13 protein-coding genes are annotated in these 14,618 nt (G+C 59.6%); 6 read left to right on the top strand and 7 right to left on the bottom strand.

The window, feature by feature from the left end; all coding sequences use genetic code 11:
- Window positions 1-14 precede the first annotated feature (14 nt).
- Window positions 15-428 carry a PaaI family thioesterase gene (locus KCG45_RS05950; RefSeq protein ID WP_218316140.1) on the top strand — a complete coding sequence of 138 codons (414 nt, stop codon included), beginning with the start codon at window positions 15-17 and terminating at the stop codon, window positions 426-428.
- Here the strand turns inward: KCG45_RS05950 and KCG45_RS05955 are convergent.
- Window positions 425-976: a nuclear transport factor 2 family protein gene (locus KCG45_RS05955; RefSeq protein ID WP_218316141.1), complete on the bottom strand. Its 552-nt coding sequence runs from the start codon at window positions 974-976 to the stop codon at window positions 425-427. The two genes, KCG45_RS05950 and KCG45_RS05955, sit on opposite strands and share 4 nt — an antisense overlap.
- Complete coding sequence (locus KCG45_RS05960) at window positions 973-1,974, bottom strand: NADP-dependent oxidoreductase (RefSeq protein ID WP_218316142.1); 1,002 nt, start codon at window positions 1,972-1,974, stop codon at window positions 973-975. The genes KCG45_RS05955 and KCG45_RS05960 overlap by 4 nt, the downstream gene beginning before the upstream one ends.
- Before the next feature lie 127 nt (window positions 1,975-2,101).
- Here KCG45_RS05960 and KCG45_RS05965 point away from each other — a divergent pair, with 127 nt between their 5' ends.
- Window positions 2,102-3,049: an SDR family oxidoreductase gene (locus tag KCG45_RS05965; RefSeq protein ID WP_218316143.1), complete on the top strand. Its 948-nt coding sequence runs from the start codon at window positions 2,102-2,104 to the stop codon at window positions 3,047-3,049.
- 155 nt (window positions 3,050-3,204) lie between these two features.
- Window positions 3,205-4,032, top strand: a complete 828-nt coding sequence (locus KCG45_RS05970) for a class I SAM-dependent methyltransferase (RefSeq protein ID WP_218316144.1) — start codon at window positions 3,205-3,207, stop codon at window positions 4,030-4,032.
- A gap of 105 nt (window positions 4,033-4,137) precedes the next feature.
- Here the strand turns inward: KCG45_RS05970 and KCG45_RS05975 are convergent, their stop codons facing one another.
- The 3 genes from KCG45_RS05975 to KCG45_RS05985 form a co-directional block, all read right to left on the bottom strand.
- Window positions 4,138-5,361, bottom strand: coding sequence for an aromatic ring-hydroxylating oxygenase subunit alpha (locus KCG45_RS05975; protein ID WP_218316145.1), 1,224 nt, complete (start codon window positions 5,359-5,361; stop codon window positions 4,138-4,140).
- A gap of 153 nt (window positions 5,362-5,514) precedes the next feature.
- The gene (locus KCG45_RS05980) at window positions 5,515-8,136 is read right to left on the bottom strand and encodes a TonB-dependent receptor (protein WP_218316146.1); all 2,622 of its coding nucleotides are present in this window, start codon (window positions 8,134-8,136) and stop codon (window positions 5,515-5,517) included.
- A 222-nt stretch (window positions 8,137-8,358) separates the two neighbouring features.
- Window positions 8,359-9,684 carry an aromatic ring-hydroxylating oxygenase subunit alpha gene (locus KCG45_RS05985; RefSeq protein WP_255547971.1) on the bottom strand — a complete coding sequence of 442 codons (1,326 nt, stop codon included), beginning with the start codon at window positions 9,682-9,684 and terminating at the stop codon, window positions 8,359-8,361.
- 142 nt (window positions 9,685-9,826) lie between these two features.
- On the opposite strand from KCG45_RS05985, the gene KCG45_RS05990 reads away from it, so the two are divergent.
- Together KCG45_RS05990 and KCG45_RS05995 are read left to right on the top strand one after the other, a co-directional pair.
- Entirely contained in the window at window positions 9,827-10,618 is a 792-nt protein-coding gene (locus KCG45_RS05990) for an SDR family oxidoreductase (RefSeq protein WP_218316147.1), read from the top strand.
- The gene (locus tag KCG45_RS05995; RefSeq protein ID WP_218316148.1) at window positions 10,590-11,906 is read left to right on the top strand and encodes a spinster family MFS transporter; all 1,317 of its coding nucleotides are present in this window, start codon (window positions 10,590-10,592) and stop codon (window positions 11,904-11,906) included. Before KCG45_RS05990 ends, KCG45_RS05995 begins: the two co-directional genes overlap by 29 nt.
- On the opposite strand, the gene KCG45_RS06000 is transcribed toward KCG45_RS05995, so the two are convergent.
- Both KCG45_RS06000 and KCG45_RS06005 read right to left on the bottom strand, forming a co-directional pair.
- Window positions 11,903-12,670 carry an SDR family NAD(P)-dependent oxidoreductase gene (locus tag KCG45_RS06000; RefSeq protein ID WP_218316149.1) on the bottom strand — a complete coding sequence of 256 codons (768 nt, stop codon included), beginning with the start codon at window positions 12,668-12,670 and terminating at the stop codon, window positions 11,903-11,905. The two genes, KCG45_RS05995 and KCG45_RS06000, sit on opposite strands and share 4 nt — an antisense overlap.
- Window positions 12,670-13,317: a glutathione S-transferase family protein gene (locus KCG45_RS06005; RefSeq protein WP_218316150.1), complete on the bottom strand. Its 648-nt coding sequence runs from the start codon at window positions 13,315-13,317 to the stop codon at window positions 12,670-12,672. The genes KCG45_RS06000 and KCG45_RS06005 overlap by 1 nt, the downstream gene beginning before the upstream one ends.
- A gap of 109 nt (window positions 13,318-13,426) precedes the next feature.
- Between KCG45_RS06005 and KCG45_RS06010 the strand changes: the two genes are divergently transcribed.
- Entirely contained in the window at window positions 13,427-14,596 is a 1,170-nt protein-coding gene (locus KCG45_RS06010) for an acyl-CoA dehydrogenase family protein (RefSeq protein ID WP_218316151.1), read from the top strand.
- The last annotated feature ends 22 nt before the right edge of the window (window positions 14,597-14,618 follow it).

Here is a 14,618-nt window from a genome sequence, read left to right on the forward strand (position 1 = left end):
GCTAGGATCATGCGATGAGCGATGATAACGCACCTCCCGATTTCACCCGCGCCGACTTTACGCCGGGTTTCCTCGATCACGGCGGTCCCTATTTCCTGAAGGAGGTGCAAGCCGGACCAAGAATCATCGGTCTGCGAATCTTGCCCCACCACATCAATTACAAGGATGCGGCCCATGGCGGGGTCATATCGACCTTCGCCGATGTCGCGCTCAGCCATGCGGTCTATGACGCAGAACGTCCGCGTCTGGCGCCGTCGACCATCACCCTGAACGTGAATTACCTGGCAGGCGCTAAGCTGGGCGACTGGCTCGAGGCGTATGTGCGAATCGACCGGATGGGCGGGCGGACAGCCTACACGTCCGGGGAGATCCATCGCGGCGATGAAGCGATCGCGACCATGACCGGCGTATTCGCAATCAAGCGCTAACCAATAAAGCGCGCAACCACTGGCGTCGAAGGATCGCGCGCGTCGTGATAACCGCAAGACCCCTCGGGCATTTCAGAAAGATCGACGCCTTCGACCTCCCGAAACTCTCGCCAATCGTAAAGGCCGGTGCGCTTGGCAATACGCCATTGCTGCGCTCCGGCGACCATGCGCTTTTCGAAGCGGTCGACATACCGGCCTGCGATCACGGCCGAGTAAGTCCTCCCTTTGTCCGGGAATACGTCGGCCATCGCGTAGCCTGCAGGAACGGTGTGCATCGCCGTCATATAGGTTTCGGTATGGCAAACATGATCGCCTTCGAATCCAAACTGTATTTGACCGAGCTGGTGCTGCGTGACGAGACACGGGTCGATGATGGCGCGCGCCTGCTCGACGAAGCCGCGCCAATCGCCCAGCACCGTGCCGAACTGGAATTGCGCATCGTCGTGAAAAAGGTGCGCCATCATGTCCCAGCGCCGCCGGTCGATCGCGTGGGCATAGGTCGCGATCACGTCGGTGATGGCCGCACGGTCTTCCAGTCTCATGCTCATCCTTCCAACTCCACGATGACCTTGCCGATATTGCCGCCAGTGAACAGCTTTTCGTAGGCTGAGAGCGTGTTTTCAAGGCCGCGCGTGACATCGTAGGGCATGCGAAGTTTCCCCTCATCCATCCAGGATCTGAGCCGAGCTGTCAGCCGCTCGCCCTGATCCATGAAGTCGGGAGAGAAAAACCCCTCGATGCGCAGGCGGCGCATCAGGATCTGATCGAATTCACGCGGCGCGGTGCGCCTGCCGGAGCCATAGTCGGAGAGCAGCCCGCATACCGCGACCCGCCCGTAATGGTTCATGCGGGTGAGCACTTCATCAAGGAGCGGGCCGCCGACATTGTCGAAATAGACATCGAACCCTCCCACCGCATCAAGCTGTGCGCCGACGTCATCAGCTTTGTAATCGACAGCGCCTGCAATGCCCATTTCCTGGGTCAGATATCGGCACTTTTCCGCGCCGCCAGCAATGCCCCATGCCTCGCAGCCGAGCAATTTGGCAATCTGCACCGCGAGGATGCCGGTCGATCCAGCTGCGGCAGACACCAGCACCCGCTCACCTTCTCTTGCTGCTCCCGTTTCTTCAATACCCCACAGCGCAGTCCAGCCATTCATGCCGAGCGGGCCGAACCATGCGCGCCTGTCCTCGACCGACGGATCGAGCACGATCGCGCCGCTCATCACCGCATCGATCTGGCTCATCGCGCCCCACACCCCGAATGCGCGCACAAGATCTCCTTCGACAAACTCATCGGCGCGGGACGCCACGACTTCGCCTACGACGAGGCCCGTCATCGGCGCTCCGACGGGCAGGGGTGGCTGGTATCCGTCCTCGCGATCGGTCAGCCAGAGACGGGTCCCCGCGTCCATCGAAAGCATCGCGTTCCGGATCCGGATTTCGCCATCGGCAAGATCGCTGAGCGGCGCATCCACCAGTGCCAGCGCGCTTGCGAAATCGGTGCCTTCGGGGCGGCGCTCGATACGCCAGAACAGGTTTTCCATGATGGCTCTTGTCCGCACCCACTCGCTGCTCGGCAAGCTGCGCTTTTGTTAGGCTGCTATCACTTTGGCGCGGTGCGAAAGCGCGCGCGTGAACATAGCATCCCGGCAACCAATCAGGAGAGAGACAATGGCACTCATCACGGTGATCGGCGCCTCGGGCAGGCAGGGGATGGCCCAAGTCAGGCAGGCACTGAAGGCAGGGTACGACGTGCGCGCCATTTCGCGTCAGGAAGACCCGTTCGGCGGGGCGAAAATCGAGGGTGTGGAGCGCGTCGAAGTGCGACCAATGGACCTTTACGACACTGCGACGTTCAAATCCGCGCTCGAAGGGTCGGACTACATCTTCTACACGCACCCCCTTCAGGCGCGCGCTGACAGAGCCGTCCTTATCGGCGATCTGGGCAAGGTTGCTGCGGAGCTCGATGTGAAGCGCGTCGTGTGGAACACTTCGAGCTGGATTCCCGATCGCCCCGGCGATCCGTTCACCTATGGCGAGAATACGAAAGGCATCAACGCGCTGTGGCGGTCCGGTGCGCCCGGCACGGTCTTCGGCAGCGTGTTGTTTATGGACAATCTGCTGACTAATTGGGCGCGGCCTTTCATCATCAACGAAGGCCGGTACGTGTATCCGCACAACCCGCAGCTGGAGGCAAACTGGATCAGCCTGGACGATGTTGCAAAGTTCATGCTCGCCAGCCTCAATCGCCCCGACATGGAAGGCGCATGGCTCAATATCGGTGGCCCAGAGCGGCTTGTGGGCAAGCAGGTGACGAAATACCTCTCCCAAGCGCTCGACAAAGATATCACCTACGATCCGTGCACGCCGGAAGAGTTTGGGCGCTATCTCGTCGAGGCGGCTGGCGATTCCATGCCCGCGGAGATGCGCGAGGATTTCGCCAAGGGCATTCAGGCGTTTTACGAGTACAACAACGAAGCGCCCACACGCCCCTTCGAAGTCGACATGGACCACGTCTACGAACGCTTTCCCGAGCTCGAAGGCGATCTGGAAACGCTCGGCGAATGGACCAAGCGGCAAGATTGGGGTGAGAGCAACTTCCGGCCTGCGTTTGGGTGAGGGTGGTTAGGTAGGCGCTCGGTCCGAGATTGACGCTTATAGCGGACTGACTGCTTGCGACCTTAAATCCGGCCATTGCTACAAGTCCGACGAACGAGGCCTTCCGATCGTTACCAAGGGTATGTTACCAAAGTGCGGATCCTGGAGTAATTCAATTGGCACTCGAAGCTGAAGTATCTGCACATTATGCCAACGGCGGGTTGCTCAAGCAGATCCTTGACGCGCTCACTGCAGTTGGGATTTCGTCCGCTTCTGCGACACCGGGGGATTTGAAATCAGTTGACGAATTTCACGTGGGTGGAATTTCGGCGACGACTGCATTGATTGATCAACTTGATTTTAAGCCGGAGATGAAGGTCCTTGATATTGGTTCCGGCATTGGTGGTACTGCTCGTTTCATTGCGGCAGAAACGGGAGCACACGTCACAGGCGTGGACCTGACACGAGAATACACCTCCACGGCGATAGCTCTGAGCAAGTTGGTCGGCCTAAATGATGCGACCGATTTTCGAACTGCCAGCGCGCTCGACCTCCCATTCGAGGACGACAGTTTCGATGCTGCCTTGTTGCTGCATGTTGGCATGAACATTCCCGACAAGTCCGCGCTTCTGGGTGAGGCTGCGCGCGTGCTGCGCCCTAATGGATTATTCGCAATTTACGACATCATGAAGGTTGGGACCGAGACGATCTCGTTTCCTGTTCCCTGGGCAAGCAGCGCAAATAATTCCTTTCTCGCGGACCTCCAGACATATCGAGAGGCGGCAAATGAGGCGGGATTTGTGGAAGTTTCAAGTCGCAATAAGACGGCGGCAGCGCTCGAATTTTTTGCCGAGCAGAAGCGACGCCGTGGGACCGATGGCTTACCGGCAGTCGGTTTGCACATCCTCATGGGGTCAGATTTTACAACGAAGTTCGCTAATATGGTGAGCAATATTTCGACTGGCCGGATTGCACCCACCGAACTCATTCTCCGACTGGGATAGTAGCCTTTTGCGATAGTGCTCGATGGTCCTCTTCCCACCCAATAGCCGCCGCTAGCCGTTATCCCTCACGACCCGAAAAAGTCGTCCGGGCCACTGAGATATTAGTCACTCCGCCGCCTCTCGCTGCTCCGCCACAAAAATCTCGAGCAACTCCTCGTCGCTCGCATTGGTGAGCTTGTCGACCCATTGGTGAAAGACCTGGCCCCCGCGTTCGTTCTTCCCGAACAGAACCTCTTTCATCATGACCGATTGGAGCGCCTCGTGCTGGCGCTTGCCGGTCGCATAATCCTCATCGCGAACCACGACTTCCAAGAAATCGAACTGCTCATGCGCCGATTTGACCTGCTCTTCGGTCTCCGGTTGGTTTTCCATAACGTAATACTGGGTGGTGGTGCTGGTGCCCACGCTATCGCCTGGAAACAGCTGGCTGATCATCGCGCCGCGCTGTCCGCCGCCGTAGAAGCTCGCGATCGAAATATGCGGGAAGATAGTCCATACCCCTTGGGTCAAGGCATCGGGCGGCAGGTCATCATCGCTCATCACGGTCAGATCGAGCTGCTCATCGCTGCCCGTCTTCTGCACGAATTTCGAGGGGCTGGAGAGCCGCTGGTGCGGGCCCCAGAAGAAGTAGTTCGCGCGATTGAAAAAGTCAGCGCCGAACGTGTCCTTGTGCAGCACCGGCAAGTGGTAAAAATCGAGATAGCCATCATAGGCCGTTTTCCAGTTCGGCCCGTCGAGCGTGCGCTGGCTGAACAAAGTCCAGTCTTTGAACCCGAAAGCATCAAGCAGCGCATCGTAGCCGCTCAGGTAATCAGCGATGGGGAGCTTCGATTCGAGGTCCAGCGTCGCCCAGATCAGCCCCGCGCTTTCAAACGATGGAAACCGTTTGAGGCAAAGGGCGGCCTTGTCTACCGCGCCGAAATCCTTCGGGCTGGCCACGCCGACAAGATCGCCGTCATTCTTGAAGGTCCAGCCGTGATAGCCGCACATGAACCGGGTGGCATTGCCGGTGCCCGAGACGACCGGATTGCCTCGGTGCGTGCACATGTTGAGGAAAGCCCCGACGCTTCCATCGCGTTGGCGGGTCAATAACAGCGGCACGCCGCAGATATCCATCGCCTTGTAATCGCCCGGTTCCGGCAGCTCGCATGACGGGGCGACCATCAGCGGAAGGCGGCGGAAGATGCGGTTTTTCTCGCGCTCGTAAAGATCAGGATCGGTGTATGATGCCGCAGGGACGCGCACGATCTCGTCGGCGTATTCCATCGTATCGGCGGCGCCATGTTCGACCAGGCTGCGGGTCATGGCGATCAATTCTTCGCGCGACATGGGGTGGTTCCTTTGGCTCTTGATGGAATGGCATGATGCGCGGCGGCCGGACCGACATGCAATGCGCGTTTTTGTGGGGAGCTTCGGCACGCGAAAGAAAAAGGCGGGCCCGGTTGCCCGTGGCCCGCCTTTCGTGACGAACAGGCAGTTGGTCTAGAAGCGAACCTGCGCCTGAACAAACACTTGGCGGCCGCGGTTCTGGGTGATGACGATATCATCGCCCTGCGGGATGTTCACCCCGGCAGGCGCCAGGAACGGTCGTCCGCCGGTTGTGATCGCGAAGATCTCGTCGGTCAGGTTGACCCCGATCAGGGAGAGTCGCCATTTGCCGTCCGCATCGCCGAAGCCGATATTCGCATCCAGCGTCCAGAAGCTGTCCTGGAAGAAATCGTCGAACGTCAGCTCATCGGTGAAATAGCCATCGTTATACGCGGCGTTACCGGCGAGATTGAGTTCGAACGTATTGCCGACCGGGATGGACCAGTCGAAAGCGACGTTGCCCGCAAAATCCGGGGCCTGACTTGCGGCGCGTCCTTCCAAATCGATGTCGTCCGGAGTCCCGTCAACTCCATCTGCACCAGGCTGGACGAACGAGCCGGTATATTCCGCATCGAGCCATGCCAGCGAACCGGAGATGTTGAGCCCTTCAATCGGTGTTCGCCAACCGAATTCCACATCGATACCCTGCGTGGTCACTTCACCGGCATTGCTGGTCACAAACTGGATGGTCGTAGCGTTGAAATTCTGCACCTGGAGGTCGTCGAACACATAGTAATACGCAGTCGTGTTCAGTGTGATGGTGCGATCTGCGAACTGCATCTTCGCGCCGATTTCACCGCCTTCGGTCGTTTCGGATTCGAAAATCAGCGAGTCGGCCGTTGCCTGCTGCACTGCCGGATCGTCGCTTGCAAAACCGAGCAGGCCGAAACTTGGCAGGGCCGAGTTGTCGATGCCGCCCGATTTGAAGCCGGTTTTGTAAGCCGCGAACAGGTTGATGTCTTCGGTCGCCTTATACCGCAGTGTCACTTCCGGCGAGAAATTGTCGTCGTCGAAATCGATAGGACCGGAGAAGAAACCGGAAGCGACGAACGCGCCGCCTGCCGACAGAAACGAATGGACGTATGGGATCGAGATCGTCTGCGTCTTGCTTTCATCTGTGTAACGCAGACCGCCTGACAATTGCAGTTGATCGGTCAGATCGAAACTGACGCTTCCGAACACGGACGCCGCTTCGGTCTTGGTTTCAAGCTGGCGATCGTAATCGAAAGTGAAACCGGTCACGGGATCAGGTGCGATCAGCGAAATGTTGACCGCTTGCTCCGCCGTGTCGAACCCGAATTCGCGGCTTTCGTAGAAGGCACCGATCATGAAGTTGAACGGCCCATCATAGTCGCTTGCCAGACGCAGTTCCTGGCTGAATTGTTCGAGCGTGTTGTTCGGATCGCTTGAGCCAACGCCTAGCGGGATTCCGGCTGCGTTTACCGCGCCTAGGGCCGGTGCGATGGCGCCTACCGGCACGGCGCCGGGCGGAAGGAAACCGAGTCCTGGATTGTCGGCGTCGATCGGAATGCCGAAAGTGAAGGCCGGGCCAATGCCGCCGTAGGAATAGCTGTCGACGTCCGTCGCATCGAGATCGACATAACCGGACACGCTGGTCAGCGTCAGAGTGTCCGACAGGTCGAGGTCGAACCGCAGGCGCCCGAAGAAGAGATCGGTCTGGCCGAACGGCACACCGCCAAATCCGACCGCTTCCGATGGCCCCGGAACCGACTGGGCGAGCGGCGGGGCTACGTCGGGTTGAAAGAACTGGTCATCGAAGCTGTTGCAATCATACCCCGCAGGGATTGCGATCACGCCCAGCACTGTAATCTCGTCGGCACGGCCATTCGCTCCGCAGCCGATCTGTGCGGTGCCGAGGGCGCCATCGTTCTCATTGCGGACATATTGCAGTTTGAGATTGGCGCTGAACCGGTCGAGAGGCTGCCAGTCGAGTGTGACGCGCCCGATGAAATCGGTCAGCCCACGCTCCTGATTGGCTGCCGGCGTGCCCGGTGCCTGCACGGTGAACTCGTCGACATCGTTGTATTGCGCGGCAAGGCGAATACCCAGCGTATCGGTGATCGGGCCAGAGATGTAGCCATTGACGAGATAGCCTTCCTCTTCGAACTCGTAGTTCGCCGTCGCCCCGACTTCCCAAGTTGACGTCGGGTTCGCCGACCGGATCGAGAGCACGCCTGCGGATGCGGATTTACCGAAGAACAGCGATTGCGGGCCCTTGAGAACGTCGATCTGCGCCGTGTCGAAGAAGCCTGCCTGCACGAGGCGCGAACTGGAGACGACAACCCCATCAAAATCGAACGCCACTGCGGAATCGAAAGCGGAGGAGATGTTTGAGGACCCGACCCCGCGCAAGCTCAACTGACCGCCCGAACCCGAGCCGCCGACCTGCACGTTCAGCGTCGGAACGCGGCTCGTCACGTCGGCGATGTTGTCGACGTTGAATTTCTGCAATGTTTCGCCGCCGATCACGGTAACCGTGACAGGAACCTCTTGCAGCGTCTCTGTCTGTCGCCGCGCCTGAACGAGGATGACCGTGTCGTTGTTGGTGTCGGTCAACCCGCCGTCATTCTGCTCTTCTTCGATGACCTCTTCGCTCTGCGCAAATGCTGCCTGCGGCATCGCCGCGAAAGCCGCGATCGCTGCACCGCCGAGCAATGTGCGGCGAAGTGCGGTTGCGCCATTGCCGGAGGCAATGCGGGTGTGAAGTCTGGTCATGTTGCTCTCTCCCTTTTTCGAGCCACGGGTCAGGTCCCGTTCTCAAATCCCCAACTCAGAGATGCGTTTTTCGCACCTTCCGATATTCATGTGACTGTATGGAGGAGGGTTTCCGCGCTCATCTAGCAAAAGCGCTAGGAAGTGTCGCAAAGTGCGTTAATTTGGCAACAATGCTACACAATATAAGGATGCCGTAACGTCAGTTTACGTCAGCGGAAAGCTTTATTCGGCCGCCTGGCGGGTGACTTTGCGGACGGTTTCCATCTGCTCGACGCGCGGATCGTTGGGCCAGATCCAGGAGTCGTCGATCACTTGCGCCACGCGCAATTCTTCCGGAACGTTTTCGATGCCGATCATCCGGTCGCATGACTGGTGGAAGGAATAAATCCGCGCCTCCTGATAAGATAACGGCACACTTCGAAAGGCGTCGCTCTGCATTGATTGCTGAATGGCCTCGCCGAACTGCGTATCCTCTAGGATGATCGGGCTCATCTGCCGCCCATTAGAGCTGCTTTCATCCGGCACAGTCCAGAGATCGGGGGCGGGGGTCCCGGAATTTTCCTTTCCCCAATCGAGCGCCATCGTCACCAATTCGATCCGGGTCGTGGTGAGCGAGGTGGGCCAGAAAACGATCGGCGGCACGAAATAGTTCGAAAGCGGCGAAACCCAGTTGGGGAACAGGGTGTAGCTCTGGGTGCAGGTCCGCCCGATCTCACCGACGGTTTCTATCTGCTTCCATTCGGGCGGGCTGTCGACGGCGCGGACATGCTCACGGTCGGTCGTGCGCGGCGGCGGAGCCACCATTCGCGCGTGGCCATTGGGATACATGGTGTTGAGGTTGCGCTTCGGATCGACCAGCGGCGCGACCGTATCAGGATGGATAAAGGGAACATGATAAACTTCCATGTTGGCCTCCATCGCGACCTTCCAGTTGCAATTGAGATCGAAGGAATACCGCGCGGCGAGGCGCACTTTATCGAACGCGAATTCCTCCCATTCATCGACCAGCGGGCCGAGCCATTGCGTCAATGGCATCGCACCATCATCGAAATTCACGAAGATGACATTGCCCAGCATCTCACAGCGCACGGGGATCAGGCTTCTGCATGACATATCGAAATCGGGCGGGAAATCCTGCCGTTCGGGAACCCCGACGAGCGTGCCGTCGGTTTTATAGGTCCAGTTGTGATAGCCGCACATCAGGCGCGGCGCCTTGCCGCGATCCTCCGTCACCACGGGCGCGCCCCTGTGGCGACAGGTGTTGTAAAACGCGCGAACCTCTCCATCCATTCCGTGCACGATGACAATCGGATCGCCCGCATTGTTCCAGCGCATATAACAGCCGCGCTCAGGGATCTCGTCGAGGTGCCCTGCAAACAGCCAGCTCTTGCGAAAGATGTGTTTTTGCTCGAGCTCGTAATACTCTGCTGAGGTATACCGCGCCGCAGGCATGTCCGGTAGCTCGGGAAAGCCATCGGGCGGCGCCGTGCGCTCGCCTTCCCATTCCATCAGCGCGCGAAGCCGATCAATCTCATCTTCGGTCATCATGGCATTCTCCGGTAGGGCAGGTTGCCGCCCTGCAGCCACCGGCGCACCTCCCACTTTGATGCAAAACCCATTTGTTTAGCCAGTGGTGCGCGCCAGCGCTGCGGATACGTTCATCGGCATAAAAGCTGCTGGGGAGAGTGGAATGGTCGGCCAAGAAAGTGGGCGCGTGAAAGGCCGGGTCGCGCTGGTGACTGGCGGCGCTATGGGCTTGGGGAAAGCTGATTGCGAAACCTTGGCGCGCGAAGGCGCGAAGGTCATCGTGACCGATCGCGAGGTCGAGCAGGCGCACAAGGTCGCTGACACCATCGGGGGCGATGCCATGGCGCTCGACGTGACCAACGAACAGCAATGGAAGGACGTGATGCGCGCCGTCGAGGAGCGCCATGGCGGTCTCGACATCCTCGTCAACAATGCGGGCAACGTGATCTTCGAGAATATCGAGGACTGCCCGCTGGATCACTTCAAGCTGCATCTCGACATCCATGTGGTCGGGACGTTCCTTGGCTGCAAATATGCCTTGCCGCTGATGAAGAACCGCCACGAAAAGGTCGGCGGCAATGGGTCTTCTATCATCAACATGGCCTCGACCGCCGCGCTCATGGGATATCCGATGATCCCCGCATACACCGCCGCGAAAGGCGGGATCAGTGCCATGACTCGCTCCATCGCCATGCATTGTCAGGACGAGGGATACGGGATCCGGTGCAACGCGCTTGCGCCCGGAGGCATCGAGACGCCGATGGTGCGCGACATTTCGGGGCGCGGGGGCGAGGAGCTCATGGACATTCCCGACGGCCCGCTGGCAGCTGACGCGCTTGGTGCGCCGCGCGATATCGCCCATTGCGTGCTGTTCCTTGCTTCGGATGAGGCCCGCTTCATCAATGGGGTGACCTTGCCGGTGGATAATGGCCTCGACGCCCGACCTCACCACTAATCCTCCCGCCAAAGCAAAGGGTGACGGCGCCTACCGCTGGTACGTGCTGGGGATGCTTACGCTGGTCAGCATGTTTTCGATTGCCGATCGGTTGGTGTTTTCGATCCTGCTCGAAGACATCAAAGCGGAGTTTTCATTTTCGGATGGCCAGATCGGGCTGCTGGGCGGGCTGGCTTTTGCCGCGACATACGTGATCGTAGGCTTTCCCGCAGCGCGTCTGGCGGACCGGTCGGTGCGAAAGAACATCGTGTCCGCTGCGATCACCTTCTGGAGCGGTATGACAGCCCTTTGCGGTCTAGCGACCGGCTTCTGGACGCTGTTCCTTGCGCGGACCGGGGTCGGTGTGGGTGAAGGGTGTTCCGGCCCCGCGTCGCAAAGCCTTGTCGCGGACTATTTTCGACGCGACGAACTGGCGAAAGCGATGGGCATCCTGACGCTGGGCGCGACCATGGGCACTGCTGGTGGCCTGCTGGTGGGCGGTCAGCTCAACGAGTTGTTCGGCTGGCGCTGGGCGTTCATCCTGATGGGCCTGCCGGGCATCGCGATCGGGGCGGTGGTCTATTTCACCATGCGCGAGCCGCGCCGCGGGCAATACGCGCCGAAGAATGCGCGTATGGAGCAGCAGCCGCTGATCGAAACGGCGCGCGAGCTGACGGGCAACCGTGTCTTCATGGGTCTTGCCGCGGGGTGGGCCGTTCAGATCATGATCGGATATGCGCTCGCCTTCTGGATGGCGGCCGTGATGATGCGCAATTTCAACATTTCGAGCGGCGATGTCGGCATCTATCTCGGTCTTGCCTTTCTGATCGGTGGTATCCCCGGACCAATTCTCGGCGGCATCATCGCAGGCCGGCTTACGCGCCGCGACGAGCGCTGGCGCGCCTGGCTGCCGGGGATCGTAAGTCTCGGCTGCGTACTGCCTTTGGCCTTGAGCCTGTCGTCGGACAGTTTCTGGCCATTCCTGATCTATTTCTCCTTCGCCTACGCCGTCTATGTGGCGAGCCAGGCGCCGATCCTGTCCGGAATTCAGGCTGCAGTCGAGCCGAGCCAGCGAGGATTTGCCGTCGCCATCGCGCTGTTCTTCAACAATCTCGTCGGGCAGGCACTGGGACTGGCGGTGATCGGTTGGGTGAGCGACTGGCTCGCCCCGACGCAAGGATCGTTCTCGCTTACCATCGCGGTGTTCGCTGTGTGCCTCGTATCGGGTCTGCTGGCGATGGCCGTGTTCGCGTGGACGGCAGGCCAGATGAAATCGAGCGGCTATCTGGCGCGAATGGCAGCCGATTAGAATCCGGGATGGATCGACAGCGCGCCGCCATCCACCAACATTTCCGCGCCGGTCATGAAGGGGCACTCGTCACTCGCCAGAAACGCGATCGCCGCGGCAGTTTCGGCTGGATCGCCGAGCCGGTTGAGGGGTGATGTCGCCGCGACCGCGGCTTTCAGACCCGGCATGTGCTGTTCGGCAGTATTGAGTATGCCTGTCTCGGTCGCGCCGGGAATGACGGTGTTGCAACGAATGTTATAGCCCTGCTTGGCGCAGTGGATCGCCACCGACTTGCTCAACACCCGGACCGCGCCCTTGCTCGAACAATAGGCGACATCGCTCGGCAAGGCGGCCATTGCCGAGGTCGATGCAATATTGATGATCGCGCCTGCAGGTCCGCCGGGATTGGCTTTCATCGCAGCGATAGCGGCGCGGCATCCCGCCATCGTACCGGTGATATTGATCGCGTATGTGCGCGCCCATACATCGTCCGTGACATCCTCGATGGAATGCTGCGACACGGCGCCAGCATTGTTCACCAGGATATCGAGGCGTCCGAATTTGTCGACGGCGAGCGCCGTGATTTGTGGCCAAAGGCCGGTATCCGCGACATCCTGTTCGGCGAATTCAGCGCCCACCTCTTCGCAAAGTCTGGCACCCTCGATCGCGTTTATGTCGGTGCCTAGAATCTTTGCGCCGTCCGCTTTCAAACGTCGCAGCGTTGCCGCGCCGATGCCGCTTGCGCAGCCGGTGACGATCGCGGTCTTGCTTGACAGGTCGGGCATTATTCAGCCTGCTTCCACACCCCTGCGCAGTCGCGCTGATTGTGCGTTTCGACGAACCGGGCGAGATTATCCGTGCCGTCGGGCAGTTTCCAGCCGACCGTGAAGCCGAAATTGGCAAAGGCGAATACGAGCAGATCCGCGAAAGTGAACCGGCCAAGCGCGAAGTGATTGCTATCGCCCAGCGCGGTGTCGAACCAGCGCCATTTCTCATCCGACATAGCGGAAAGTTCACCGCCGGCTTCCTGGCTCACCACCGACATGCGGGGCTCGAACATCGGCCTCCCGCCGGTTGCTCGGAAACCCATCGTCATCGGTACGACCACCTCCTGATCGAACAGCCTTGCCCATTTGCGGACCTCGGCGCGCTCACGCGGAGTTTCCCCGAACAGGTTGGGCGAGGGATGCTGTTCCTCGATGAATTCACAGATCGGCCAGCTTTCGGTGAGGCACGTTCCATCATCCAGCTCCAGCGTCGGGATCGTTCCGAGAGGGTTCTTGGCCATGTAATCGGCATCCTGGCGGTTTTCCCCGGTGATGATGTCGTAATGCACCCGTTCGAAATCCTTCCCTTCCTCCAAGCCCTTCTCGATCATGAACATGCGGACGAGCCGGGGGTTGGGGCCGAGGCTGGAATGGAGCTTGGTCATCGTATCTCTCCTGATCAATTTCCCGCGACCCTAAGCTGCGCGGGCTTGCGCGTCGCCCTCACAAATGCGCTAGGGGACACGGACGATCGAAGAGGACTTAAGCAGGGCCATGGATTTCAACCTGACCGATGAGCAGCGCGAGCTGCGCGAGACAGCGCGCAAGTTTGCGCGCACCGAATTGCCAGCGCTGGCACGCGATATGGAAGAACTGGATTATGCCGTCCCCCATGACATGCTGCGCACCTATGGCGAGATGGGGTTTCTCGGCGTCAATCTGCCCGAAGAATATGGCGGGCTTGGTCTAGGCCATATCGAGGCTCTTTTGGTGCTCGAAGAGTTTGCGCAAGTCTCTAATGCCGTTGCATTCCCTGTGTTTGAGGCGCTGACCGGACCAGTGCGCACGATCGAGCGCTTCGGATCTGATGAGATGAAGGCGAAGATCCTTCCCGAAGTGATCAGGGGCGAAAAAATCGTCGCCGTCTCGATGTCCGAACCCGATGCGGGAACTGCTCTCACCGACCTGAAGACCAAGGCCGTGGCCAATGGAAACGGATATGTCGTGAACGGGTACAAACGCTGGACCAGCGGCGGCGGACATTCCGATTATTACGTTACCTATTGCCGATTCAGCGATGAACCGAGCGCGAAAGGCATTGGCGCCATCCTGTTGGAAAAGGACATGGACGGGATGCAATTCGGCAAACGCGAAGAGCTGATGGGCTTTCGCGGCATCCCTACGGCCGATTTTGCGATCGAGGATGTGAAGGTGCCGGGCGAGAACGTCATCATCGGCGCAGGCGGGTTCGGTAAGCTGATGAGCGCCTTCGGCCTCGAACGCTGCGGCAATGCAACGCAAAGCCTGGGCGTGGCGGCTGCCGCGCTCGAACAGGCGCTGGCCTACACTCAGGAGCGTGAGGCGTTCGGCAAGCCGATCGTCGATTTTCAGGCCGTGCAGCTGAAGCTCGCCGAAATGGCGATGAAGGTCGAGGCCGCACGGCTGCTGATCCACCGTGCTGCGGTCAACGCCTCGAGCAATGCGGACGGGCTCCCCAGCGTCTATGAAAGCAGCCTAGCCAAATGCTACGCGAACGAGATCGTGCGCGAAGTGACCGCTCTCGGCATGCAGGTCATGGGCGGATACGGGTATCACAAGGATTACGGCATGGAGCAGCGTTTGCGCGATGCCTATGCCTGGGGGATTGCCGGCGGCGCGATCGACGTACAGAAAACCAATATTGCCAGCGCAATGATCGGGCGGAGGTTCGATCAGCGCAAATAGGGTTTAGCGCTTGCGCCGGTTC

This window comes from Erythrobacter ani (assembly GCF_019204025.1).
GTDB lineage: Bacteria > Pseudomonadota > Alphaproteobacteria > Sphingomonadales > Sphingomonadaceae > Erythrobacter > Erythrobacter ani.